23 protein-coding genes are annotated in these 25,376 nt (G+C 58.9%); 15 read left to right on the forward strand and 8 right to left on the reverse strand.

All coding sequences use genetic code 11. The features are described from left to right. The first annotated feature begins 111 nt into the window (after nucleotides 1–111). Nucleotides 112–930: a tRNA cyclic N6-threonylcarbamoyladenosine(37) synthase TcdA gene (gene tcdA, locus BSF40_RS10195; protein ID WP_015093753.1), complete on the forward strand. Its 819-nt coding sequence runs from the start codon at nucleotides 112–114 to the stop codon at nucleotides 928–930. Nucleotides 931–1,048: 118 nt separating this feature from the next. Here the strand turns inward: tcdA and BSF40_RS10200 are convergent, their stop codons facing one another. From BSF40_RS10200 to BSF40_RS10215, 4 genes are all read right to left on the reverse strand, one after another. Beyond that, nucleotides 1,049–1,453, reverse strand: a complete 405-nt coding sequence (locus BSF40_RS10200; protein WP_095965031.1) for a SufE family protein — start codon at nucleotides 1,451–1,453, stop codon at nucleotides 1,049–1,051. After that, entirely contained in the window at nucleotides 1,450–2,655 is a 1,206-nt protein-coding gene (locus BSF40_RS10205; protein WP_095965032.1) for an aminotransferase class V-fold PLP-dependent enzyme, read from the reverse strand. The genes BSF40_RS10200 and BSF40_RS10205 overlap by 4 nt, the downstream gene beginning before the upstream one ends. Nucleotides 2,656–2,807: 152 nt before the next feature. Then, nucleotides 2,808–3,842 carry a 2,3,4,5-tetrahydropyridine-2,6-dicarboxylate N-succinyltransferase gene (dapD, locus tag BSF40_RS10210; protein ID WP_008000057.1) on the reverse strand — a complete coding sequence of 345 codons (1,035 nt, stop codon included), beginning with the start codon at nucleotides 3,840–3,842 and terminating at the stop codon, nucleotides 2,808–2,810. Nucleotides 3,843–3,874: 32 nt separating this feature from the next. Beyond that, the gene (locus BSF40_RS10215; RefSeq protein WP_095965033.1) at nucleotides 3,875–4,237 is read right to left on the reverse strand and encodes an ArsC family reductase; all 363 of its coding nucleotides are present in this window, start codon (nucleotides 4,235–4,237) and stop codon (nucleotides 3,875–3,877) included. A 313-nt stretch (nucleotides 4,238–4,550) separates the two neighbouring features. On the opposite strand from BSF40_RS10215, the gene BSF40_RS10220 reads away from it, so the two are divergent. Beyond that, nucleotides 4,551–6,182 (forward strand): Na+/H+ antiporter, encoded by a 1,632-nt coding sequence (locus BSF40_RS10220; RefSeq protein ID WP_095965034.1) that lies wholly within the window; start codon nucleotides 4,551–4,553, stop codon nucleotides 6,180–6,182. A 21-nt stretch (nucleotides 6,183–6,203) separates the two neighbouring features. Here the strand turns inward: BSF40_RS10220 and BSF40_RS10225 are convergent, their stop codons facing one another. From BSF40_RS10225 to map, 4 genes are all read right to left on the reverse strand, one after another. Further along, nucleotides 6,204–6,959, reverse strand: coding sequence for a M12 family metallopeptidase (locus tag BSF40_RS10225; RefSeq protein ID WP_095965035.1), 756 nt, complete (start codon nucleotides 6,957–6,959; stop codon nucleotides 6,204–6,206). A gap of 154 nt (nucleotides 6,960–7,113) precedes the next feature. After that, on the reverse strand, nucleotides 7,114–8,313 hold the full coding sequence (dapC, locus tag BSF40_RS10230; protein WP_015093759.1) for a succinyldiaminopimelate transaminase: 1,200 nt from the start codon (nucleotides 8,311–8,313) through the stop codon (nucleotides 7,114–7,116). A gap of 158 nt (nucleotides 8,314–8,471) precedes the next feature. After that, entirely contained in the window at nucleotides 8,472–11,174 is a 2,703-nt protein-coding gene (locus BSF40_RS10235; protein WP_095965036.1) for a [protein-PII] uridylyltransferase, read from the reverse strand. A gap of 41 nt (nucleotides 11,175–11,215) precedes the next feature. Further along, the gene (map, locus tag BSF40_RS10240; RefSeq protein WP_008057306.1) at nucleotides 11,216–11,998 is read right to left on the reverse strand and encodes a type I methionyl aminopeptidase; all 783 of its coding nucleotides are present in this window, start codon (nucleotides 11,996–11,998) and stop codon (nucleotides 11,216–11,218) included. Nucleotides 11,999–12,368: 370 nt separating this feature from the next. On the opposite strand from map, the gene rpsB reads away from it, so the two are divergent. The 13 genes from rpsB (at nucleotide 12,369) to lpxA (ending at nucleotide 25,376) form a co-directional block, all read left to right on the forward strand. Next, on the forward strand, nucleotides 12,369–13,106 hold the full coding sequence (gene rpsB, locus BSF40_RS10245) for a 30S ribosomal protein S2 (RefSeq protein WP_007978390.1): 738 nt from the start codon (nucleotides 12,369–12,371) through the stop codon (nucleotides 13,104–13,106). A 189-nt stretch (nucleotides 13,107–13,295) separates the two neighbouring features. Continuing rightward, nucleotides 13,296–14,159 carry a translation elongation factor Ts gene (tsf, locus tag BSF40_RS10250; protein WP_095965037.1) on the forward strand — a complete coding sequence of 288 codons (864 nt, stop codon included), beginning with the start codon at nucleotides 13,296–13,298 and terminating at the stop codon, nucleotides 14,157–14,159. Nucleotides 14,160–14,368: 209 nt separating this feature from the next. Further along, nucleotides 14,369–15,112: a UMP kinase gene (pyrH, locus tag BSF40_RS10255; protein ID WP_003222124.1), complete on the forward strand. Its 744-nt coding sequence runs from the start codon at nucleotides 14,369–14,371 to the stop codon at nucleotides 15,110–15,112. Further along, nucleotides 15,109–15,666 carry a ribosome recycling factor gene (gene frr, locus BSF40_RS10260; protein WP_007978385.1) on the forward strand — a complete coding sequence of 186 codons (558 nt, stop codon included), beginning with the start codon at nucleotides 15,109–15,111 and terminating at the stop codon, nucleotides 15,664–15,666. Before pyrH ends, frr begins: the two co-directional genes overlap by 4 nt. A gap of 13 nt (nucleotides 15,667–15,679) precedes the next feature. Further along, the gene (uppS, locus tag BSF40_RS10265; RefSeq protein WP_095965038.1) at nucleotides 15,680–16,435 is read left to right on the forward strand and encodes a polyprenyl diphosphate synthase; all 756 of its coding nucleotides are present in this window, start codon (nucleotides 15,680–15,682) and stop codon (nucleotides 16,433–16,435) included. Beyond that, nucleotides 16,435–17,241: a phosphatidate cytidylyltransferase gene (locus tag BSF40_RS10270; protein WP_015093764.1), complete on the forward strand. Its 807-nt coding sequence runs from the start codon at nucleotides 16,435–16,437 to the stop codon at nucleotides 17,239–17,241. The genes uppS and BSF40_RS10270 overlap by 1 nt, the downstream gene beginning before the upstream one ends. Continuing rightward, nucleotides 17,238–18,428 (forward strand): 1-deoxy-D-xylulose-5-phosphate reductoisomerase, encoded by a 1,191-nt coding sequence (gene ispC / locus BSF40_RS10275; RefSeq protein ID WP_095965039.1) that lies wholly within the window; start codon nucleotides 17,238–17,240, stop codon nucleotides 18,426–18,428. The genes BSF40_RS10270 and ispC overlap by 4 nt, the downstream gene beginning before the upstream one ends. Nucleotides 18,429–18,481: 53 nt before the next feature. Next, nucleotides 18,482–19,834, forward strand: a complete 1,353-nt coding sequence (gene rseP / locus BSF40_RS10280; protein WP_095965040.1) for a sigma E protease regulator RseP — start codon at nucleotides 18,482–18,484, stop codon at nucleotides 19,832–19,834. A 72-nt stretch (nucleotides 19,835–19,906) separates the two neighbouring features. Continuing rightward, on the forward strand, nucleotides 19,907–22,282 hold the full coding sequence (bamA, locus tag BSF40_RS10285) for an outer membrane protein assembly factor BamA (RefSeq protein ID WP_015093767.1): 2,376 nt from the start codon (nucleotides 19,907–19,909) through the stop codon (nucleotides 22,280–22,282). A 45-nt stretch (nucleotides 22,283–22,327) separates the two neighbouring features. Next, the gene (locus tag BSF40_RS10290; protein WP_015093768.1) at nucleotides 22,328–22,831 is read left to right on the forward strand and encodes an OmpH family outer membrane protein; all 504 of its coding nucleotides are present in this window, start codon (nucleotides 22,328–22,330) and stop codon (nucleotides 22,829–22,831) included. A gap of 3 nt (nucleotides 22,832–22,834) precedes the next feature. Beyond that, a complete protein-coding gene (gene lpxD, locus BSF40_RS10295; protein ID WP_095965041.1) occupies nucleotides 22,835–23,890 on the forward strand; it encodes a UDP-3-O-(3-hydroxymyristoyl)glucosamine N-acyltransferase in 1,056 nt (351 codons plus the stop codon). A gap of 272 nt (nucleotides 23,891–24,162) precedes the next feature. After that, the gene (gene fabZ, locus BSF40_RS10300) at nucleotides 24,163–24,603 is read left to right on the forward strand and encodes a 3-hydroxyacyl-ACP dehydratase FabZ (protein WP_007978374.1); all 441 of its coding nucleotides are present in this window, start codon (nucleotides 24,163–24,165) and stop codon (nucleotides 24,601–24,603) included. Beyond that, nucleotides 24,600–25,376 (forward strand): acyl-ACP--UDP-N-acetylglucosamine O-acyltransferase, encoded by a 777-nt coding sequence (gene lpxA, locus BSF40_RS10305; protein WP_007978373.1) that lies wholly within the window; start codon nucleotides 24,600–24,602, stop codon nucleotides 25,374–25,376. The genes fabZ and lpxA overlap by 4 nt, the downstream gene beginning before the upstream one ends.

Below are 25,376 nucleotides of genomic sequence, written 5' to 3' on the forward strand. Positions count from 1 at the left end.
GGAAATGCCTGACGTTGGGCAATTGGCTTTCACATAAGTTCTTACACTTGTCGCTTGAAACTTAAAACTTGTAGCTGCGAAGCCCTATAATGCCCGCCGGTTTTTGGGGTAATGGTCATGAGTACTGAAGATCCGCGTTTTGCCGGCATTGCCCGTTTGTATGGCATCGAAGGCCTTGAACGCCTGCGCGCAGCCCATGTGGCGATTGTCGGCGTCGGTGGGGTCGGTTCCTGGGCGGCCGAAGCCATGGCCCGTTGTGGCGTGGGCGAGATTTCGCTGTTCGATCTGGACGACGTCTGCGTCAGCAACGCCAACCGTCAGTTGCACGCGCTGGACAGTACCGTCGGCAAACCCAAGGTCGAGGTGATGGCCGAGCGTCTGCGCGGGATCAACCCGGACTGCACGGTGCACGCGGTGCCGGACTTCGTCACCCGCGACACCATGGCCGAGTACATCACGCCGAACATCGACTGCGTGATCGACTGCATCGACAGCGTCAACGCCAAGGCTGCGCTGATCGCCTGGTGCAAGCGTCGCAAGATCCAGATCATCACCACCGGCGGCGCGGGAGGGCAGATCGACCCGACCTTGATTCAGGTCTGCGACCTGAATCGCACGTTCAACGACCCGTTGGCGTCGAAAGTGCGCTCAACGCTACGCCGCGACTACGGCTTCTCACGCACCGTGACCCGCCATTACAGTGTGCCGTGCGTGTTTTCCACCGAGCAGCTGCGTTATCCGAAACCGGACGGCAGCATTTGCCTGCAGAAGAGTTTTGTCGGTGATGGCGTGAAGCTCGACTGCGCCGGCGGGTTTGGCGCGGTGATGATGGTGACGGCGACCTTCGGCATGGTCGCGGCGACCAAGGCTGTGGACAAGATCGTGGCCGGAGTGCGGCGGCCGGCGGAGCGGGTCAAGCCTCAGATTTAAGTGTTGCTACTGATGGCCTCTTCGCGAGCAAGCCCGCTCCCACATTCGATGTTCAGAGAGTACAGTTTTTGTGTACGACCGAAATCCAATGTGGGAGCGGGCTTGCTCGCGAAGGCGATTAACCGGCCAACTCATTCATTCGCTGAAGTACGGCATTGAGGCCATTGCTACGAGACTGGGACAACTGCCGCCCCAATCCCAACTGATTGAACCAGTCCGGCAAATCCACCTGCTGCAATTGAGCCGCCGACAAGCCGTTGACCCGCGCCAGCAGCAACGCCACCAACCCACGAATCAACCGCGCATCGCTGTTGGCGCTGAACTGCCAATGGCCGTCGCGCAATTCGCCCACCAGCCACACCTGGCTTTCACAACCGTACACCCGGTTGGCGTCGCACATCTGCGTATCACTCAAGGCAGGCAGGCGCTCGCCCCATTGCATCAGCAGGCGTGCGCGTTGTTCCCAGCTGGCGGCGTTGCCAAAGGTATCGAGTGCGGTCACGGCATCGGCAGGCAGGTTCATCGCAGCAGCTCCAGGGCCTGATCCAGGGCTTCAAAAAACCGTTCCAGGTCTTCGGAGTCGTTGTACAGCGCTAACGACACCCGAATCGCCCCCGCCAGTTCAAAGCGTTTGAGCAGCGGCATGGCGCAGTGATGGCCAGCGCGCACTGCAATCCCTTGCTCAGTCAGCAAGTGCGCCAGGTCAGAGTTATGTACACCCTCGACGGTAAAACTGGCCAGTGCCACTTGCGGCCTGCCCAGCAGGCGGATGCCGTGACGTGCCTCAAGACCCTTGAGCAAACAGGCATGCAGCGCCGCTTCATGGGCGGACACGGCGTCCTGATCAAGCCCGGCGAGGTAATCCAGGGTCGCTCCCAGGCCGATCACACTGGCAATCGGCGGCGTCCCGGCCTCGAGGCCCAGAGGGGCCGGGCGAAAGCGGGCGTCGTGATAATTGGCATCGAGCACCATTTCACCGCCGAACTGCCAGGGACGCAGCTGTTGCAGCGCTGTATTGCGCCCGAACAGCACGCCCAGGCCATCGGGACCGTAGAGCTTGTGGCTGGAGAATACATAAAAATCGCAGCCCAATGCTTGCACGTCGTGGCGGCCATGGACCACGCCCTGGGCGCCATCGATCACGGTCAGGGCATTGTGCGCCTTGGCCAGTGCCAGCAATTGAAGCAGCGGCTGCCACGCGCCAATCACGTTGGACAGTTGACTGACGGCCAACAGACGCGTGCGTGGGCCGATCAAACCGGCGGCGGCTTCAAGGTCGATCACGCCGTCGGCGTCCAGTGGCAGGATCACCAGCTTCAGCTCGCGACGGTTCGCCAGTTGCTGCCACGGCAAAAGGTTGGCGTGATGTTCCAGGGCGCTGATGACAATTTCGTCGCCCGGATTGAAAAGGTGTTCCAGGCCATAGGCCAGGAGATTCAGCGCGGACGTCGCGCCGTGGGTAAAGATGATTTGCCCGCAATCTCCAGCATTGAGCCATTGCGCGGCTTTGCGACGACTGTCCTCGAACGCCTGGGTGGCGTGGGCGCCGGGCAAGTGTTGCGCCCGATGCACGTTGGCCGCGCCATTGGCGTAGTAGTGCGCCAGGGCGTCCAGCAGGGCTTGGGGTTTTTGCGTGGTGGCGGCGTTGTCCAGATAGGTCTGGCCTTGCCGCTGCAGGGCGGCGATGGCCGGAAAGTCGGCGCGCCAGGGAGAGAGAATCAGCATGTTATCGGGCCCTGGTGAGGGTACGCCGTATCCATGTAGGAGCGAGCTTGCTCGCGATGGACGCATGGAAAACGCGTACTGTCTGGTGACGCGCGTTATCGTTGACGTCCATCGCGAGCAAGCTCGCTCCTACACAGGTCATCGTGTGATGCTTAGTTGTGAGCGTGCAGCGCTTCGTTCAACTCGATGGCCGATTTGTGGGTTTTGCATTCCACGGCACCGGTCTCCGAATTGCGACGGAACAGCAGGTCCGGCTGGCCGGCCAGTTCACGGGCCTTGACCACTTTGACCAGTTGATTGTTCTCGTCCAGCAGTGCGACTTTGGTACCGGCGGTCACGTACAGGCCCGACTCGACGGTGTTGCGGTCGCCCAACGGAATGCCGATACCGGCATTGGCGCCGATCAGGCAGCCTTCGCCGACCTTGATCACGATGTTGCCGCCGCCCGACAGGGTGCCCATGGTCGAGCAGCCGCCGCCCAGGTCCGAACCCTTGCCGACGAATACGCCAGCGGATACGCGGCCTTCGATCATGCCCGGGCCTTCTGTGCCGGCGTTGAAGTTGATGAAACCTTCGTGCATCACGGTGGTGCCTTCGCCCACGTAAGCGCCCAGGCGCAGACGCGCAGCGTCAGCGATACGCACGCCGGCCGGAACCACGTAGTCGGTCATTTTCGGGAACTTGTCCACCGAGAACACTTCCAGCAACTCGCCGCGCAGGCGGGCTTCGAGTTGCAGTTCGGCCAGTTCGCTCAGGTCGACAGCGCCCTGGCTGGTCCAGGCCACGTTCGGCAGCAGCGGGAAGATTCCGGCCAGGTTCAGGCCGTGAGGCTTGACCAGGCGATGGCTCAGCAGGTGCAGCTTGAGGTAGGCCTCCGGGGTGGACGACAGCTGGGTGTCTTCAGCCAGCAGGGTGGCGACCAGCGGCTTGTGGCTCTCGGCCAGGCGGGTCAGCAGGGCGGCCTGGGCAGCGTCGACGCCTTTGAGGGCTTCGGCCAGTTGCGAGGCCTGGGCGGTGCTGAATGCGATGGCCTGATTGCCTTCGGTGTAGCCCAGGATCGGTGCGATAGCGGCGACGACTTCAGCCGATGGCTTGAGAACCGGGGCGGCGTAGAACACTTCCAGCCATGCGCCTTGACGGTTTTGAGTGCCGACGCCGAAGGCCAGGCTGAACAGGGTAGTGGACATGTGAATACCTCTAACAAAATTGAACGGGCTGCTTACTTGAGCGCGGCCGCGTAGATATCTGGCTTGAAGCCAATCAGGGTTCGGTCACCGAGATCGAGCACCGGGCGCTTGATCATCGAGGGTTGTGCGAGCATCAATTCGATGGCTTTCGTCTGGTCGAGATCGGCTTTGCGTTCGTCGTCGAGCTTGCGAAAGGTCGTGCCTGCACGGTTCAACACCACTTCCCAGCCGTGCTCGCTGCACCATTGGGTCAGGTGTTCACGGTCGATACCGACCGCTTTGTAATCATGAAAGTCATAGCTGACAGCGTGTTCATCGAGCCAGGTGCGCGCCTTTTTCATGGTGTCGCAGGCTTTGATGCCGAAAAGGTGCAACGTTTTGCTTGAAGCGGTCAAGGAATTGCCCCCTTTGCAGGTGCTGGAAATAAAAGGTGGAGGATTATGCCATGGCCGGACGGTTTCGCGGCGGCTGTGGTCGGGTTTGTATTTTTGTCATGCCATAAATCCCTTGTAGGAGCGAGCTTGCTCGCGATGAACCTGAGAGCGCCGCGGGGTATCAGGCATGCCGCGTCATCGTTAACGACCATCGCGAGCTCGCTCCTACAGGAGGGCGGTATTCCGGCGTGCGACATTGGTGCAAGGGCCCCCATCCAGTCTAAGCAGCTAATATGGCACTTCAATGTTGTCGATTGTCCGGGAACCACGCTTTATGCAAACCGCCTACACCGTCCTGATCCTGTTGATGCTGGTGGGCGTTTCGCGCCTGATCGGACGGGTGATCCCGCTGCCGTTGCCGCTGGTGCAAATCGCCGCAGGGGCATTGCTTGCGTGGCCGACTCTGGGATTGCATGTGGCCCTGGATCCCGAGTTGTTCCTGTTTCTGTTCCTGCCGCCGCTACTGTTCTCCGACGGTTGGCGCATGCCCAAGCGCGAATTCTGGCACCTGCGCGGACCGATCCTGACCCTGGCGGTGGGCCTGGTGTTGTTTACCGTGGTGGGCGCCGGCTATTTCATTCATTGGCTGCTACCTAGTGTGCCGTTGCCGGTGGCGTTTGCCTTGGCGGCGGTACTGTCGCCGACGGATGCGGTGGCGGTGTCGGCGATCTCCCGCAATCGGCTGCCCACGCCATTGATGCACATCTTGCAGGGTGAGGCGCTGATGAACGACGCCTCGGGCCTGGTGACGTTCAAGTTTGCCTTGGTGGCGGCGGTGACCGGCGTGTTCTCACTGGCCAATGCCAGCCTGACGTTCGTGCTGGTCGCGGTGGGCGGTCTGGCCGTGGGAGTGGCCTTGAGCTGGCTGGTTGGCCGTCTGCGGGCGTGGATGATCGCTCGCGGTTGGGATGATCCGGCGACGCACGTGGTGTTCATGTTGTTGCTGCCGTTTGCGGCCTACGTGCTGGCCGAGCGCATGGAAGTGTCGGGCATCCTCTCGGCGGTGGCGGCGGGGATGATGCAGAGCTGGCTCGATCTGCTGCCGCGCCAGACCAACACGCGCCTGCTCAATCGCAGTGTCTGGTCGTTGTTGGAATTCGCCTTCAACGGCTTGATTTTCCTGCTGTTGGGCCTGCAGTTGCCGGACATCATCAAGGCGGTGGCCAGTCACGAAACCTCTCTATGGCCGACGTTGTTGTATCGCGGGCTGGATGTGGTGGCGATTTTCCTGGTGCTGCTGGTTTTGCGGTTCGTCTGGGTGCAAAGCATCTGGCGGCTGTCCATTTTGGTGCGGCGCTGGCGTGGCAAGGCTGAGATAACCCGGGTGCCAAGCGCGCGTTCCTGCTGGTTGCTGACTGTCGGTGGCGTGCGTGGGGCCGTGACGCTGGCGGGGGTAATGTCGGTGCCGATGCTCATGGGGGACAGTGCGTTTCCCGAGCGCGATCTGCTGATATTCATCGCCGCCGGGGTGATTCTGCTGTCGTTGATTGCGGCCTGCATCGCGCTGCCACTGTTGTTGCGCGGCATCGAAGCCAGCCCGGACGACAAGCGCCGCAACGAAGTGCGCGACGCCTGGCGCAAGACCGCCGAAGCGGCCATTCATGCGCTTGAGACAGAAGAAATCAACCCGCAGGACGCTGCCCAGTCCGCGCTGGCGGCCGAACTCAAGGCGCGGATCATGTCCGAGTACCGGCACCAGTTGGAGGTGTTCAACGATTCAGCCGAAGCCCAGGCCCTGGCCTTTCAGATGGACTTGCTGGAGCGGCGTCTACGTTTGAAGGCGCTGCGGGCACAGCGCCTGGAGTTGTACAGCCTCAGTCGTCAGCACCAGATTGGCGATGACGTGTTGCGTGAGGTGTTGGGGGAACTGGATCTGAGTGAGGCCAAGTTGGGAGCGGTGAAATAATAAAGAGGTTCGTTGTTTGGTTTACGCTGAATGATAATTGATGTCTTGATCTGGCTTTGGATATGCTTTGCGCATTAGTCGGCGATCGTTTTGGCTTATTGTTGTATTTTTATATACCGCCCAATCCCCGATTGTCAGTTCGTTGGGTATGGGGTAGTGCATTATTGAGGTTGGATCATAAGCAGTGGTTCGAGAGGTTGCTGTTTCCAGCAATCTGAACAGATTGTGATCAACTTCCTCCTTGCTCCATTGAAAAGCGGTCCAGTAGTGCTCATATACCGCAGGTTTGTTCCACGGGATATTAGCTTTTGGATGTTGATGTTCATGCTCCATGCCGAGTGCATGGCCGAATTCGTGTAATACCGCAGCTTCAAACCAAGGATGGTCGGGAGCGGTGCCAATGTTCATGGTGTTTTCGCCAGGGCCGCGCAGCGTGGCGTCGGTGCCGATGGCTGAGTAGTTTAAGGGAGCTTCCATGGTGATCCGAATGTCACCCTTGGAGCCGCTGACAAACTCCAGATTCAAGTTGATAGAAGGTTGCCATAGCATGATGGCTTTTATGGCAGCCTCACGATGTGTGTCGGACGGCGGGTTGAGAAATGCTACTTTGAGTGTCCTCTGGTTAGCCCAAAATTTTGAGTGAGTTGCTACTCCTCTTTTTTTTCGACTTCCAGTGGTCGCAATGTTGGTATTGTCAGGGTTTTCATTAATGGCGGCGTCATAAGAGGCTTGTAAGTCTGCCGGTTCGATAACTTTGCAGGGATGTGAATGAGACATTGACTATCTCCTTGTCATGTTTTTTAGTTGAATCGGTTGATTCAGCTTGGAGATTAGTTGTCGTTCTGTTGTGGGTAAAGTTGCTGCCTATTAGGGGATGTTGCGATAACTAAGCATGGCCTGCACCGCGTTGCACGGTGCAGGCTTGGAGCGCTTACTGGTTTCTCGTAATAAATGCACGGATCCGTTCGGCAGCCTCGACACACTCCGCCAACGGCGCAACCAGCGCCATGCGCACGCGCCCGGCGCCCGGATTGACGCCATCGACATCCCGCGACAGGTAAGAGCCCGGCACCACGGTCACATGCTCCTGCTCGAACAGGTCGCGGCAGAACGCTGCATCGTCACCGGCCACATTCGGCCACAGGTAGAAACTGCCATCCGGGCGCTGTACGTCCAGCACCGGGCTGAGGATTTCCAGTACCGCATCGAACTTCTCGCGATACAACGCACGGTTGGCGCGCACATGCACTTCGTCATTCCATGCAGCAACGCTGGCCAGTTGGGTTTGAACCGGCATCGCGCAGCCGTGGTAGGTGCGGTAAAGCAGGAAGCCTTTGAGAATGTCGGCGTCGCCGGCGACAAAACCCGAACGCAGGCCTGGCAGGTTCGAACGCTTGGACAGGCTGTGGAACACCACGCAGCGCTTGAAGTCCTTGCGGCCCAGTTCTGCGCAGGCGCTGAGCAGGCCTGGCGGCGGCGTTTGTTCGTCGAAGTAGAGTTCGCTGTAGCACTCGTCCGCGGCAATCACGAAGTCATGCTCATCGGCCAGGGCGATCAGCTTTTTCAGGGTCTCGACCGGAATCAATGCGCCGGTCGGGTTGCCTGGCGAGCACAGGAACAGGATCTGGCAGCGTTTCCAGATGTCCGGCGAAACGGCGTCGAAATCCGGATTGAAGCCGTTTTCGTCCAGGCATGGCAGGTAATGCGGCTTGGCCCCGGCGAGGAACGCCGCGCCTTCGTAGATCTGGTAGAACGGGTTCGGGCTGACCACCAGCGCGTCATCGCCACGGTTGACCACGGTCTGGGTGAAGGCGAACAGCGCCTCGCGGGTGCCGTTGACCGGCAGCACGTTGCGCGCCGGATCGATCCAGCCTTTGGGGACATCGAAGCGACGTTCGCACCAGGCGGCGATGGCTTCGCGCAGGGCCGGGATGCCGAGGGTGGTCGGGTATACGGCCATCTGATCGAGATTGCTGGCCAGCGCTTCGGCGACGAAGCTTGGCGAGCGGTGTTTAGGCTCGCCAATGGACAGTGCAATAGGGCGTTTGTCCGGGTTGGGCGTGACGCTGCCGAGCAAGGCACGGAGTTTTTCGAACGGGTAGGGCTGGAGCTGGGACAGAGCGTTGTTCATCGATAAATCTCGTTCGGTGTTGGAGCGGCGCTGGTCCCTGTAGGAGCGAGCTTGCTCGCGATGGTCGTCAACGATAACGCGTTCTTGCCAGAATAACGCAGCGTATTTGAGTTCATCGCGAGCAAGCTCGCTCCTACAAAAGGCGGGCCGTTGTTAAGTCAGATGCTGATGCGCGACAGTTTGATATCGGGTTCCTGGTTGACGCTCAGTTGTTCGACGATCGCATCCTGCAGGCGGCTGCACAGCAGCGGGTCGGACAGCGGCTGATTGTGGGCGTCGGTGATGAAGAACACGTCTTCCACGCGCTCGCCGAGGGTGGCGATCTTGGCGTTTTGCAGCGACAGATCGAACTCCAGGAAAATCGTGCCGATGCGCGCCAGCAGGCCCGGGCGGTCGGGTGCCGTGAGTTCCAGCACCGTCACCGGCCGCTGGGCGTCGTTGTGGATCGTTACCTGTGGTGCAAAGGCGAAATGCTTGAGCTGGCGCGGTACCCGGCGCTGGATGATGGTCGGGTAGTCGTCCGGGTTGCGCAGGGCCTCGGTCAGGCCGTCGCGGATCTGTTTGACCCGTGCCGGGTTGTCGCCAATCGAGTCGCCGTCGGTGTCGAGCACGATGTAGGTGTCGAGGGTGAACTGGCTGCTGGAGGTGATGACCCGGGCGTCATGGATGTTCAGGTTGAGCTGGTCCATCGCGGCCACGGTCACGGCGAAGAAGTCGTGCTGGTCGGGGGCGTAGATGAAGATCTGGGTTCCGCCTTCGAACTCGCGCTGGGTAGTCTCCTTGATCAGCACCAGCGGCCCGCCATCGGCCGGTTGCTGGAGGATCGCGTCGCTGTGCCAGGCCACATCGCCGGCGGTATGGCGCAGGAAATAGTCATCACCCAACTGCGCCCACAGCTGCTCGACATCGTCCGGGTCGGTGCCGCCGCGCACCAGTATGTCCAGGGCGGCGCTCTGGGTCTGGCGGATCTGCTCTTCGCGATCCACCGGATTCTCCAGGCCGCGACGCAGGGCACGCTTGGTTTCGGTGTAGAGCTGGCGCAGCAGGCTGGCGCGCCAGGAATTCCACAGCGTCGGGTTGGTGGCGTTGATGTCGGCGACGGTCAGCACATACAGGTAGTCAAGGCGGGTTTCGTCGCCGACGATCTGTGCGAAATCGTGGATCACCTGCGGGTCGGACAGGTCCTTGCGCTGGGCGGTGGTCGACATCACCAGGTGGTTTTGCACCAGCCACACGATCAGGCGGCTGTCCCACACTGGCAGCTGATGGCGCTGGCAAAAGGCCTCGGCATCCACGGCACCGATGTCCGAGTGGTCGCCGTGCCGGCCTTTGCCGATGTCGTGGTACAGGCCGGCCATGTAGATCAGCTCGGGTTTGGGCAGCTTGCCCATGAGTTTGCTGGCCAGCGGGAATTTTTCCGATACCTGGGTGTACTGCAACTTACGCAGGTGCTTGATCAGGTTCAGGGTATGGGCATCGACCGTATAGATGTGGAACAGGTCATGCTGCATCTGCCCGACGATAAAACCGAATTCGGGCAGATAACGCCCCAGGATGCCATAGCGGTTCATTCGTCGCAGGTTGCGATGGATGCCGATCTTGCACTTGAACAGCTCGATAAACAGGCTGGTATTGCGAATATCGTTGCGGAAGTCGTCGTCGATCAGGTGACGGTTTTCCCGCAGCATACGAATGGTGTCGGCGCGCACGCCCTTGATTTCCGGCTGCTGGGCCATCAATACGAAAATTTCCAGCATGGCGAACGGCGTGCGGCGGAAAACGTTGTGGTTGCGTGCTTCGATATAGCCATCATGCAACTGGAAGCGCGAATTGATCGGCTGCGGTGGTGCCTCGTCTTCCGGTGCGAGGATGACTTCCTCGAAGTGCTGGATGATCAGGTCGCTGAGCTGTGCGATGCTCATCACCACCCGGTAATACTGCTGCATGAAATTTTCGATGGCTTGCTTGGCGTCGTCGCCTTTGAAGCCCAGCAGCCCGGCAATGGTGCGCTGGTGATCGAACAGCAGGCGGTCTTCGGCGCGACCGGCGAGCATGTGCAGGGCATAGCGAACTTTCCACAGGAATTCCTGGGAAGAGGCCAGCAGGGCGTTTTCACTCTCGACCAGGAAGCCTTCGCCGGCCAGTGCCCGCAGGTTCAGGGTGCCGTACTCGCGACGGGCCACCCACAGAATCGTCTGGATATCCCGCAGGCCGCCGGGCGAGCCCTTGACGTTGGGTTCCAGGTTGTATTCGGTGTCGTTGTACTTGTGGTGCCGGGCCTTTTGTTCGGCACGCTTGGCCAGGAAGAAGTCCTTGCTCGGCCACATGTGCCCGGTGCTGGTGACGTCCAGCATGCGCTGGCGCAAACGCTCGGGGCCGGCGATCGTGCGGCTTTCCATCAGGTTGGTGACGACCGTCAGGTCGGCGCGGGCCTCGACGGCGCATTCGTCGACCGAGCGAACGCTCTGACCGACCTCCAGGCCGATGTCCCACAACAGTGTCAGAAAGCGCTCGATGGAATCGCGGAAAACTTCGTGGTCCGCGCTGTCCAGCAGGATCAGCAAATCGATGTCGGAATAAGGGTGCAATTCACCGCGGCCGTAGCCACCGACCGCGACCAGCGCGATGTCGGCGTCCTCGCTCCAGCTGAACTGTTCCCAGGCCTTTTGCAGGATGTTGTCGACGAACCAGGCGCGATCCTCGATCAGCCGGCGAATGTCCCGGCCATTGCGAAAGCGTGCGTCGAGCACCTCGCGGGCCTGGCGGATCGCCTTCTTGAAGGCCGCGATCGGGCTTGCCTTCAGGGCCAGTTCAGCCTGGAACTGGCCACGGTCGAAGAGTTCGGGGTCCACCTGCGGCATCGATTGGCTTTCCTTTCTATAGGCGAGATACGCTGGCGAGATCAGGCCGAAACGCGAGGGATGGTGTCATCGCTGCGCAGAGTGAAGATCTCGTAACCGGTTTCGGTCACCAGCAGGGTGTGTTCCCACTGTGCCGAGAGCTTGCGGTCCTTGGTGATCGCGGTCCAGCCGTCGCCCAGAACCTTGGTGTCGGCACGGCCCTGGTTGATCATCGGCTCGATGGTGAAGGTCATGCCGGCCTTGAGTTCCATGCCGGTGCCAGCGCGGCCGTAGTGCAGGATCTGCGGCTCCTCGTGGAACACCTTGCCGATACCGTGGCCGCAGAATTCGCGAACCACCGAGAATCCGTTCTTTTCAGCGTGCTTCTGGATGATTTCACCGATATCGCCCAGGCGGCAGCCGGGTTTGACGATTTCAATCGCCTTGTACATGCATTCCTGGGTCACCTGGGACAGGCGCTCGGCCCAGACCGGCACGGTGCCGACGTGGAACATGCGGCTGGTGTCGCCGTGGTAGCCGTCCTTGATGACGGTGACGTCGATGTTCAGGGTGTCGCCGTCTTTGAGCGGCTTGTCGTTCGGGATGCCGTGGCAGACCACATGGTTGATCGACGTACAGATCGACTTTGGATAGCCCTTGTAGTTGAGCGGGGCAGGAATGGCCTTCTGCTCGTTGACGATGTAGTCGTGGCAGATCTGGTTCAGTTGGTCGGTGGTAACGCCCGGCTTGACGTATTCGGCAATCATTTCCAGCACATCGGCGGCCAGTTTGCCGGCGATACGCATTTTGGCGATATCCTCGGGCGTTTTGAGGGTGACGGTCATACAGGCTCTCTCTGCGCCGGTGGCGCTTTCTGAACGGAAAGGGCATTGCGCGATGGGTCTTCGCAGCCCTGAAAAATACGATTCTACCAGACGATCAGCGCAAATCTGCGCCTGTGTGCATCGCTTCTCTCTATAGAATGGTGCATTCTTGGAGGATTCCAAGGGATGGCGCAAAGCGCTCGCCAGGATTTCAGAATCCGGGTTCCGTTTTGCCCTGCCTTGTGATATAAAATGCGCCGCTTTCCGGGGATGTCCCGAAAAGCCTAAATCCACACACGTGTCGACACGATGACCTGGGTGCCTTCAGCTGATGCTGCTGGTTGGTCATTGGGATACGTGGAGGCCAAACCCGACTTATTAAGGAACTATCATGTCCCAAGTCAACATGCGCGATATGCTGAAGGCCGGTGTGCACTTCGGTCACCAGACCCGTTACTGGAACCCGAAAATGGGCAAGTACATTTTCGGCGCGCGTAACAAGATCCACATCATCAACCTTGAAAAAACCCTGCCAATGTTCAACGAAGCTCTGACTTTCGTAGAGCGTCTGGCCCAGGGCAAAAACAAGATTCTGTTCGTTGGCACCAAGCGTTCCGCTGGCAAGATCGTTGCTGAAGAAGCAGCACGTTGCGGTTCGCCGTACGTCGATCACCGCTGGTTGGGCGGCATGCTGACCAACTTCAAAACCATCCGTGCTTCCATCAAGCGTCTGCGTGACCTTGAAGTTCAAGCCGAAGACGGTACTTTCGCCAAGCTGACCAAGAAAGAAGCGCTGATGCGCACTCGTGACCTGGAAAAGCTGGATCGTTCCCTGGGTGGTATCAAGGACATGGGCGGTCTGCCAGACGCTCTGTTCGTTATCGACGTTGATCACGAGCGCATCGCGATCACCGAAGCCAACAAGCTGGGTATCCCGGTTATCGGCGTAGTCGATACCAACAGCAGCCCGGAAGGCGTTGACTACATCATCCCAGGCAACGATGACGCAATCCGCGCTATCCAGCTGTACATGGGTTCGATGGCTGACGCTGTAATCCGTGGCCGCAACAACGTTGCCGGCGGCACCGAAGTTTTCGTTGAAGAAGCTCCGGTAGCAGCAGCTGAGTAATTGACGCCTTGGCGTTGACTCAGTAAGCAAAAAGGGGGCTTGGCCCCCTTTTTGCCACCTCGAAAACCATTTGTCGGCGCCCACTGCTCTATCTGTAATGTGCGGCAGCTAACAAGGGTGGTTCGGGAAGAATTGATCGCCCGTTCGATCGGGTGGAATGGTTGAAAACCTATCCAAGAGGATTTTGAAATGGCAGAGATTACTGCAGCGTTGGTCAAAGAACTGCGCGAGCGTACTGGCGAAGGCATGATGGACTGCAAAAAGGCCTTGACCAAGGCTGGCGGCGACATCGAGAAAGCCATTGATGACATGCGTGCTTCGGGCGCCATCAAGGCTGCCAAGAAAGCCGGCAACGTTGCCGCTGAAGGCGCTATCGCCATCAAGGCTGACGACAAGGCAGCCGTGCTGCTGGAAGTCAACTCGCAGACCGACTTCCTGGCCCTGCAAGACGACTTCAAGAACTTCGTTGCTGCCAGCGTAGAGAAAGCCTTCGACGAAAAACTGACCGACGCAGCTCCGCTGATCGCCGCTCAGGAATCGGCTCGTGAAGCACTGGTTGCCAAAGTTGGCGAAAACGTCAACATCCGTCGCCTGGTGCGTGTAGAGGGCGACGTTGTCGGCACCTACCTGCACGGCAACAAGATCGGTGTTGCTGTTGTTCTCAAGGGCGGCGATGTTCAGCTGGCCAAAGAGATCGCCATGCACGTGGCTGCAAGCAACCCTGAGTTCCTGCTGCCATCGCAGGTTTCGCCAGAAGCCATCGAGCGCGAGAAGGGCGTTTTCCTGACCCTGAACGAAGACAAGATGAAAGGCAAGCCAGCTGAAATCGTCGAGAAGATGATCGCTGGCCGTATCACCAAGTTCCTGGCCGAAGCCAGCCTGGTCGAGCAAGCTTTCGTCATGAACCCGGAAGTCACCGTAGGTGCTCTGGCCAAGAAAGCCGGTGCTGAAATCGTTTCCTTCACTTACTTCAAGGTAGGCGAAGGCATCGAGAAGCCAGTGGACAACTTCGCAGAAGAAGTTGCTGCCCAGCTGGCTGCTGCCAAGCAATAAGACGGTTTTTTAACTGTCGCCCAGAAGAGGCTGCCCGCTCACGCGCGCAGCCTCTTTTCAGATGGGGCACCAATTTTTATTGGTTTCCTTTTGGAACTGGCTTACAAAGCCATGTTCCGATGGCGCTGAAGCAGCGCCAAGCTAGAGTGAACGCCAGCTGTAAACAGCTCGCAAAGAATTTTTAAAATACGCCGCAGGAGAGATTCGCAATGGCTCAGCAGGGCAGTGGTTATCAGGCTCGCTATAAACGCATTCTACTCAAGCTCAGCGGCGAGGCCCTGATGGGCTCGGAAGAGTTCGGGATCGATCCGAAAGTTCTGGATCGCATGGCATTGGAAGTTGGCCAGCTGGTCGGCATCGGTGTTCAGGTCGGTCTGGTTATCGGTGGTGGCAACCTGTTCCGCGGTGAAGCGCTGAGCAAGGCTGGCATGGATCGGGTGACCGGCGACCACATGGGCATGCTGGCCACTGTGATGAACGCCCTGGCCATGCGCGACGCCCTTGAGCGCGCCAACATCTCGGCCATCGTGATGTCCGCTATTTCCATGGTTGGCGTGACCGATCACTATGATCGCCGCAAGGCCATGCGCCACTTGAACTCCAAGGACGTGGTGATTTTCGCGGCCGGTACCGGCAACCCGTTCTTTACGACGGATTCGGCTGCCTGCCTGCGTGCAATCGAAATCGATGCCGATGTCGTGCTCAAGGCGACCAAGGTCGATGGCGTCTACACCGCTGACCCGTTCAAAGACCCGCATGCCGAGAAGTTCGATCATCTGACTTACGATGAAGTGCTGGATCGCAAGCTGGGTGTTATGGACCTGACGGCCATTTGCCTGTGCCGCGACCACAAGATGCCGCTACGCGTATTTAACATGAACAAGCCCGGCGCCCTGCTGAACATCGTGCATGGCGGCGCTGAAGGAACACTGATCGAGGAAGGCCAACAATGATCAACGAAATCAAGAAAGACGCTAAAGAGCGCATGCAGAAGTCCGTGGAATCGCTCGCGCACAACTTCGGCCGCATTCGTACCGGTCAAGCGCACCCGAGCATCCTGGAAGGCGTGATGGTGCCGTACTACGGTTCCGACACCCCGATCAAGCAAGTGGCAAACATCACCGTCAAAGACGCCCGTACCCTGCAGGTCGTTGCCTTCGAGCGCAACATGCTGGGTGCCGTCGACAAGGCGATCGGCAGTGCAGGTCTGAACCTGAACCCGACCAACCTTGGTGAGCTGCTGCTGATCAGCATGCCGGCCCTGACCGAAGAAACCCGTCGCGGTTTCACCAAGCAGGCTCGCGATGTGGCTGAAGATGCCCGTGTTGCCGTGCGCAACATCCGTCGCGATGCGAACAGCTCGCTGAAGGATCTGGTCAAGGAAAAGGAAATCAGCGAAGACGAAGAACGTCGCGCCACTGGCGAGATCGACGATCTGACCAAGAAGTTCGTAGCTGAAATCGACGCTAAGTTGGCGGAGAAAGAAAAAGACCTGATGGCCGTATAAGAGTCGCGTTTTCATGGATAAGACTAAACAGACTGCACCGTCCGCGGTGCCGCGCCATGTCGCGATCATCATGGATGGTAATAATCGCTGGGCAAAAAAACGCTTTATGCCAGGTGTCGCCGGGCATAAAGCGGGCGTGGATGCGGTGCGTGCGGTCATTGAGGTCTGTGCCGAGGCCAAGGTCGAAGTGCTGACCCTGTTCGCCTTCTCCAGTGAGAACTGGCAGCGTCCGGCCGATGAGGTCAGCGCTTTGATGGATCTGTTCTTCAGGGCGCTACGTCGTGAGGCCAAGCGCCTCAACGACAACAACATCAGCCTGCGCATCATTGGTGACCGCTCGCGTTTTCACCCCGAGCTGCAGGCTGCCATGCGCGAAGCCGAGGCCATGACGGTTGGCGCCAATCGTTTTGTCCTGCAGATCGCCGCCAATTACGGCGGTCAGTGGGATATCGCGCAAGCGGCGCAACGACTGGCACGAGAGGTTCAGGCCGGACACTTGCGTCCGGAAGACATCACGCCTGATCTGCTGCAGACCTGCCTGGTCACAGGCGACCTGCCGTTGCCTGACTTGTGTATTCGTACTGGTGGCGAGCATCGCATCAGTAATTTCCTGCTCTGGCAACTGGCCTATGCCGAGCTGTATTTCTCCGACCTGTTCTGGCCGGACTTCAAACACGGTGCCATGCGCGATGCGCTGGCCGATTACGCTTCCCGCCAGCGCCGCTTCGGTAAAACGAGCGAGCAGGTCGAGGCTGGAGCCCGGGTTTAATGCTTAAACAACGAATCATCACCGCGCTGATCCTGCTGCCGATTGCCCTGTGCGGGTTTTTCCTGCTTGAAGGTTCCGGTTTTGCACTGTTCATCGGGCTGGTAGTTACCCTTGGTGCATGGGAATGGGCGCGTCTGGCGGGTTTCGCCGGGCAAGCGTTCCGCGTCGGCTTTGCCGCTGTGGTCGCCTTGATGCTGTTCGTCATGTACATCTTGCCTGGGCTGGCGCCTTGGGTATTGGGCGCTTCGGTGCTGTGGTGGGCGGTGGCGACATATCTGGTACTGACCTATCCGCGTTCGAGCGAGCATTGGTCCAGTGCGGCGACCAAGCTGGTGATCGGCCTGTTGATTCTCCTGCCGGCCTGGCAGGGGCTGGTGCAGATCAAGCAGTACCCGCTGGGTAACTGGCTGATCATGGCGGTGATGGTGCTGGTCTGGGGTGCCGATATCGGTGCCTACTTCTCTGGTCGTGCTTTCGGCAAGCGTAAACTCGCGCCACAGGTCAGTCCGGGCAAAAGCTGGGAAGGCGTGTACGGTGGTCTGGCGCTGAGCCTGGTCATTACCACGCTCGTTGCTCTGGTGCGCGACTGGACGGTGGCGCAGCTGTTCAAAGGGCTGATCTGTGCTGCGCTGATCGTGTTCATTTCGGTAGTGGGCGATCTCACTGAAAGCATGTTCAAGCGTCAGTCCGGGATCAAGGACAGCAGCAATCTGCTTCCGGGACACGGTGGTGTGCTGGATCGTATCGACAGCCTGACAGCGGCTATTCCGGTGTTCGCCGTGCTGTTGTGGATGGCGGCACCATGAGCCGCCCGCAACAGATTACCGTTCTGGGGGCAACCGGTTCGATTGGCCTGAGTACGCTCGACGTCGTTGCTCGTCATCCTGATCGTTACCAGGTCTTTGCCTTGAGTGGCTTCACTCGCTTGAGTGAATTGCTGGCGCTCTGCGTGCGCCATATCCCGCGATTTGCCGTAGTGCCTGAGGTCGCGGCTGCCCGCACCTTGCAGGATGATTTGCGCGCGGCGGGCCTTCCAACCCGTGTTCTGGTGGGGGAGGACGGTTTGTGTCAGGTCGCTTCCGATCCGGAAGTCGATACGGTCATGGCGGCCATCGTCGGTGCGGCGGGATTGCGCCCGACACTGGCGGCGGTCGAGGCGGGCAAGAAGATCCTCCTGGCCAATAAAGAAGCGCTGGTGATGTCCGGCGCGCTGTTCATGCAGGCGGTGCGCAAGAGCGGTTCGGTATTGCTGCCGATCGATAGCGAGCACAACGCCATTTTCCAGTGCATGCCGCACGATTATGCCCGTGGCCTCGAGTCAGTCGGCGTACGCCGGATTTTGCTGACGGCTTCCGGCGGTCCGTTCCGTCAGACGCCACTGGCTGAATTGGCGCATGTTTCACCTGACCAGGCGTGTGCGCATCCGAACTGGTCCATGGGGCGAAAGATTTCCGTGGACTCGGCCAGCATGATGAACAAAGGGCTTGAGCTGATCGAAGCCTGCTGGCTGTTCGATGCCAGGCCATCCCAGGTCGAGGTGGTGATTCACCCGCAAAGTGTGATCCATTCGCTGGTTGACTACGTCGATGGTTCTGTCTTGGCGCAGCTGGGTAATCCGGACATGCGCACGCCCATCGCCAATGCGCTGGCCTGGCCGGAGCGGATCGATTCGGGTGTGGCGCCGCTGGATCTGTTTGCCATTGCACGGCTCGACTTCCAGGCGCCCGATGAGGAGCGTTTCCCTTGTTTGCGTCTGGCCCGTCAGGCGGCCGAAGCGGGTAATAGCGCGCCGGCCATGCTCAATGCGGCAAATGAAGTGGCGGTGGCGGCATTTCTCGACGAGCGGGTTCGTTACCCGGAAATCGCGAGTATCATCGAGGAAGTACTGAGTCTGGAGCCCGTCGTGGCAGTGGATGATCTCGAGGCAGTGTTCACGGCAGACGCGAAAGCGCGATTGCTGGCCGGACAATGGTTGAGCCGTCACGGGCGGTAAACGCTGCAGATAGTCAACCCAGGCAGCAGCGAATAGGATTGCGGAGAAAGTAGATGAGCGCGCTCTATATGATTGTCGGCACCCTGGTCGCTCTGGGTGTGCTGGTTACCTTCCACGAGTTCGGCCACTTCTGGGTCGCGCGTCGCTGTGGGGTCAAGGTGCTGCGCTTCTCCGTAGGCTTCGGCACGCCTTTGCTGCGTTGGTACGACAAGCAGGGCACCGAATTCGTCGTTGCCGCCATCCCGTTGGGCGGCTACGTGAAAATGCTCGACGAGCGCGAAGGCGAAGTGCCGCCCGATCAGCTTGATCAATCCTTCAATCGTAAATCCGTTCGTCAGCGCATTGCCATCGTAGCGGCGGGGCCGATCGCCAACTTCCTGCTGGCATTGGTGTTCTTCTGGGGGCTGGCAATGCTCGGCAGCGAGCAGGTGCGTCCGGTCATCGGGGCTGTCGAGTCCGGCAGCATCGCGGCCAAGGCGGGTTTGAGTCCCGGCCAGGAAATCGTGGCCATTGATGGTGAGCTGACTTCCGGCTGGGCGGAGGTGAATCTGCAACTGGTTCGTCGTCTGGGCGAAAGCGGCTCATTGCAGATATTGGTTCGCGAGCAAGGGTCGACGACCGATTCGCCACGTGAACTTGCGCTGGATAAATGGCTCAAAGGGGCTGACGAACCCGACCCCATTCATTCGTTGGGGATTCGCCCGTGGCGCCCGGCATTGCCGCCTGTTCTGGCCGAACTTGATCCAAAGGGGCCGGCCCAGGCTGCCGGCCTGAAGACCGGTGACCGGTTGCTGGCGCTCGATGGTCGTGCGCTGGATGATTGGCAGCAAGTCGTCGATACCGTCCGTATGCATCCTGATACCAAAATCATGCTGCGGGTCGAGCGAGACGGTGCTCAAATCGACGTCCCGGTGACGCTTGCCGCTCGCGGCGAGAGCAAGTCACCCAACGGCTACCTGGGGGCAGGGGTGAAGGCTGTCGATTGGCCACCGGAGATGCTCCGCGAGGTCAGTTATGGACCATTGGCAGCGATTGGCGAGGGGGCTCGGCGCACCTGGACCATGAGCGTGCTGACCCTCGATTCACTGAAGAAAATGTTGTTCGGCGAGCTCTCGGTAAAAAACTTGAGTGGACCGATAACCATTGCTAAAGTGGCGGGCGCTTCGGCCCAGTCGGGTGTTGCTGATTTCCTGAATTTCCTTGCTTATCTGAGTATTAGCCTGGGAGTTCTGAATTTGCTGCCCATTCCTGTGCTGGATGGGGGGCATTTGTTGTTTTATCTGATCGAGTGGGCGCGTGGTCGTCCCTTGTCGGATCGGGTGCAAGGTTGGGGGATACAGATCGGCATCAGTTTGGTGATCGGAGTGATGTTGCTCGCTCTGGTTAATGATCTGGGTCGTCTGTAACGTCGCTGAATTGCGAATCTGCCGCATTTTGCGGCAGTTTGTTTATTGCCAGTTGGAATAAGAAAGGACTTCATGAAACGTCTGCTGCTAACTGCGGTTCTCACCGTATTGATGATCGCCGAAGTTCACGCCGAGTCCTTCACTATCTCTGATATTCGCGTCAATGGCCTCCAGCGGGTCTCCGCGGGTAGCGTCTTTGGTGCTTTGCCGTTGAACGTCGGTGAACAGGCGGATGATCGTCGCCTGGTGGAATCCACTCGTGCGTTGTTCAAAACCGGTTTCTTTCAAGATATCCAGCTGGGCCGCGATGGCAACGTCCTGGTCATCACTGTAGTCGAGCGCCCGTCGGTCGCCAGTATCGAGATCGAAGGCAACAAGGCGATCTCTACCGAAGACCTGATGAAAGGCCTCAAGCAATCCGGTCTGGCCGAAGGCGAGATCTTCCAGCGTGCCACCCTTGAAGGTGTGCGTAACGAACTGCAGCGCCAATACGTCGCCCAGGGTCGCTACTCGGCTACCGTCGACACCGAAGTGGTGCCGCAGCCGCGTAACCGCGTTGGCCTGAAGGTCAACATCAACGAAGGTACCGTTGCGGCTATCCAGCACATCAACGTGGTGGGCAACACGGTCTTCCCCGATGAAGACCTGATCGACCTTTTCGAACTCAAGACCACCAACTGGTTGTCGTTCTTCAAGAACGATGACAAGTACGCCCGTGAAAAACTGTCCGGTGACCTGGAGCGTCTGCGTTCCTACTACCTGGACCGTGGCTATATCAACATGGATATCGCTTCGACCCAGGTTTCCATTACGCCGGACAAGAAACACGTCTACATCACCGTCAACGTCAACGAAGGCGAGAAATACACCGTTCGTGACGTCAAGCTCAGCGGCGACCTGAAAGTCCCTGAAGACCAGATCAAGTCCCTGTTGCTTGTGCAAAAAGGCCAGGTGTTCTCGCGCAAGCTGATGACCACCACTTCCGAACTGATCACCCGTCGCCTGGGTAACGAAGGCTACACCTTCGCCAACGTCAACGGCGTGCCTCAGCCGCACGATGAAGATCACACCGTGGACATCCTGTTCGCGGTCGATCCGGGCAAGCGTGCCTACGTGAATCGCATCAACTTCCGTGGCAACACCAAGTCCGAAGACGAAGTGCTGCGTCGTGAAATGCGTCAGATGGAAGGCGGCTGGGCTTCGACCTACCTGATCGATCAATCCAAGACCCGTCTGGAGCGTCTGGGCTTCTTCAAGGAAGTCAACGTCGAAACCCCGGCCGTACCGGGTGTCGATGACCAGGTTGACGTCAACTACAGCGTTGAAGAGCAAGCCTCCGGTTCGATTACCGCCAGCGTCGGTTTCGCCCAGAGCGCCGGTCTGATCCTCGGTGGTTCGATCACCCAGAACAACTTCCTGGGTACCGGTAACAAGGTCAGCGTCGGCTTGACCAAAAGCGAATACCAGACCCGCTACAACTTCGGTTTCGTCGACCCCTACTGGACCGCCGACGGCGTGAGCCTGGGTTACAACGCCTTCTACCGCACGACTGACTACGATGACCTCGATACTGACGTCGCCAGCTACGCCGTAGACAGCTTGGGTGCCGGTGTGAGTGTCGGTTATCCAATCAGCGAGACTTCGCGTCTGACCTTCGGCCTGAATGCGCAACAAGACGAAATCAAGACCGGCGTTTACACCGTTGACGAGATCTTCGACTTCGTTAACAAGGAAGGCGACAAGTACCTGAACTTCAAGGCTTCGGCCGGTTGGTCCGAGTCCACCCTGAACAAGGGCGTGCTCGCTACCCGTGGTCATTCCCAGAGCCTGGTGCTGGAATCCACGATTCCAGGCAGTGACCTGTCGTTCTTCAAGCTCGACTACCGTGGCCAGTTGTTCCAGCCATTGAGCGAGAACTACACCATGCGCCTGCACACCGAGCTGGGTTATGGCGATGGTTACGGTTCGACCGACGGCTTGCCATTCTATGAAAACTACTATGCTGGTGGTTTCAACTCGGTACGCGGCTTCAAGGACAGCACCCTGGGTCCTCGCAGTACGCCAAGTACCGGCAAGAACCCTGGTACAGCGTTCGACCCGGATCAGGATCCACTGCCGTTCGGTGGTAACGTCCTGATCCAGGGCGGTGTGGAAGTTCTGTTCCCGCTGCCGTTCGTCAAAGATCAACGCTCCCTGCGTACCTCGGTATTCTGGGATGTGGGTAACGTGTTCGATTCGTCGTGCTCGGATACCACAAACGCTGATGGCACGAAGTCCGACACCAAGTGCAACGACATTAGCCTGAGCAATATGGCCAGTTCTGTTGGTGTAGGTGTGACGTGGGTCACTGCACTGGGTCCTTTGAGTTTCGCATTGGCCATGCCGGTCAAGAAACCGGATGACGCCGAGACTCAAGTGTTCCAATTTTCCCTCGGCCAGACGTTCTAAGCGTCTGACCCAAGATAACGACAATGAATTTTGTAGGAGTGCATCGTGCGTAAGTTGACTCAATTGGTTCTCCTGGCCAGCGTATTGGTCGCTGGTCCGGCATTTGCCGACATGAAAATTGCAGTTCTGAACTATCAGATGGCTCTGCTGGAGTCTGACGCGGCCAAGAAATACGCCGTGGATGCCGAGAAGAAGTTCGGTCCTCAGCTGACCAAGCTCAAGACGCTGGAAACCAGCGCCAAGGGTATTCAGGACCGCCTGATGGCCGGTGGTGACAAAATGCAGCAGGGCGAGCGCGAGCGTCTGGAGCTTGAATTCAAGCAAAAGGCCCGTGACTTCCAGTTCCAGTCCAAGGAGCTGAACGAAGCCAAAGCCGTTGCCGACCGTGAAATGCTGAAGCAGCTCAAGCCGAAACTGGACAGCGCTGTGGAAGAAGTCATCAAGAAAGGTGCTTTTGACCTGGTCTTCGAGCGTGGCGCAGTGATTGATGTCAAGCCTCAGTACGACATCACTCGCCAGGTTATCGAGCGCATGAATCAGCTGAAGTAATCCATGACCGTGACCATTAAGCTCGGCCAGCTGGCCGAGTTCCTCGGCGCCACGCTACGTGGCGACCCGGAGAGAGAAATTACTGGGCTAGCCACCTTGCAGGAGGCTGGCCCAGCTCAGTTGAGCTTTCTCGCAAACCCTCAATACCGTAAGTACCTGGCGGACAGCCGGGCCGCAGCACTGTTGCTGAAGGCTGCTGATGCCGAAGGTTATGCCGGTAATGCGCTGGTGGTGCCTGATCCGTATCTGGCCTATGCGCGTGTTTCCCATCTGTTCGATCCAAAGCCGAAAGCGGCTGCCGGCATTCACCCGACAGCCGTTGTGGCCGAGGACGCGGTGGTTGACCCGGCTGCGAGTATTGGCGCCTTTGCGGTGATCGAAAGCGCGGCACGAATTGCTGCCGGCGTGACCATCGGTGCGCATTGCTTCATCGGCGCCCGTTGCGAAATCGGCGAAGACGGCTGGCTGGCCCCGCGGGTCACGCTGTACCACGACGTGCGCATCGGCAAGCGTGTGGTCATTCAGTCGGGGGCCGTGCTCGGCGGTGAAGGCTTCGGTTTTGCCAATGAGAAAGGTGTCTGGCAGAAAATTGCCCAGATTGGTGGTGTGCTGGTCGGTGACGATGTCGAAATTGGCGTGAATACCGCTATTGATCGCGGCGCATTGGCCGATACCATTCTCGGCAATGGTGTGAAACTCGACAACCAGATCCAGATCGCCCACAACGTTCAGGTCGGCGATCACACCGCCATGGCCGCCTGTGTCGGGATCTCCGGCAGCACCAAAATCGGCAAGCATTGCATGCTCGCTGGCGGTGTAGGGCTGGTGGGGCATATCGAAATTTGCGATAACGTTTTCATCACCGGGATGACCATGGTGACCCACTCGATTACCGAAAAGGGTTCCTATTCTTCCGGTACGGCCATGCAACCAGCAGCCGAATGGCGCAAAAGCGCGGCTCGCATCCGTCAGCTCGATGACATCGCGCGGCGCCTGCGACAGCTGGAAAAGCAAGTAGGGGAAGTGACCCCTGACGGTAATGCTTCATCAGATGGCTGATACCATTTCCATATCAAGTGTGCACAGCCGCAAAACAGGCTGCATGGAAACGTAGCGAGCGAAGACAAGACAAGGCAAAAACAGGCGAGGAACGGTTGGAGTCGCACGCGACTTTACTGGCTGTAAATGAGCATTCCGAGCCTGTTTTTAACGCAGTATTGTGCGCGTAGCCCGCAGTAGTTTCCATGCAGTCTGTAGACTGGCTCCTTGATTTGCTAGCGGAACGTGCATCAGTCGCGCGCTCCCAATCTTTACATAGGCTTCCCCCCGAAATGATGGACATCAACGAGATTCGCGAATACCTGCCTCACCGTTACCCGTTCCTGCTGGTGGACCGGGTAGTGGAGCTGGATGTTGAAGGCAAGCGCATTCGCGCCTACAAGAATGTCAGCATCAACGAACCGTTCTTCAATGGTCACTTCCCCGCGCATCCAATCATGCCGGGCGTATTGATCATCGAAGCCATGGCTCAGGCTGCCGGGATCCTTGGTTTCAAGATGCTCGACGTGAAACCGGCCGACGGCACCCTCTATTACTTCGTCGGTTCCGACAAGCTGCGCTTCCGCCAGCCGGTTCTGCCAGGCGATCAGTTGATCCTTGAAGCCAAGTTCATCAGCTGCAAGCGTCAGATCTGGAAATTCGAATGCCAGGCTTCGGTCGATGGCAAGCCGGTCTGCTCCGCTGAAATCATCTGCGCGGAACGCAAACTATGAGTTTGATTGACCCTCGTGCAATCATCGATCCGACAGCCATTCTGGCTGACGGCGTCGAGGTCGGCCCGTGGTCGATCGTCGGCGCAGGTGTGGAAATCGGCGAGGGGACAGTCATCGGGCCGCACGTGATCCTCAAGGGCCCGACCCGAATCGGCAAGCACAATCGCATCTACCAGTTTTCCTCGGTGGGTGAGGACACGCCTGACCTGAAGTACAAGGGCGAGGAAACCCGCCTGGTGATTGGTGATCACAACGTCATCCGTGAAGGCGTGACGATCCACCGTGGCACCATCCAGGATCGTTCGGAAACGACCCTGGGCGATCACAACCTGATCATGGCCTATGCCCACATCGGCCACGACAGCGTGATTGGCAACCACTGCATCCTGGTGAACAACACCGCACTGGCGGGCCATGTGCATGTGGAAGACTGGGCGATCCTCTCCGGTTTTACCCTGGTTCACCAGTATTGCCACATTGGCGCCCACAGCTTTTCCGGCATGGGTACGGCGATTGGCAAGGATGTTCCAGCCTACGTCACGGTGTTCGGCAACCCTGCCGAAGCCCGCAGCATGAACTTCGAGGGCATGCGCCGTCGGGGCTTCAGCGAAGATGCGATCCACGCGCTGCGTCGTGCCTACAAGGTGGTGTACCGCCAGGGCCTGACCGTGGAGCAGGCGCTTGCCGAACTGGCAGAGCCGTCCGCCCAGTATCCGGAAGTGGCGGTGTTCCGTGACTCCATCCAGTCTTCGACCCGCGGCATCACCCGCTAA

This window comes from Pseudomonas sp. ACN5 (genome assembly GCF_002303975.1).
Classification (GTDB): domain Bacteria; phylum Pseudomonadota; class Gammaproteobacteria; order Pseudomonadales; family Pseudomonadaceae; genus Aquipseudomonas; species Aquipseudomonas laurylsulfatiphila.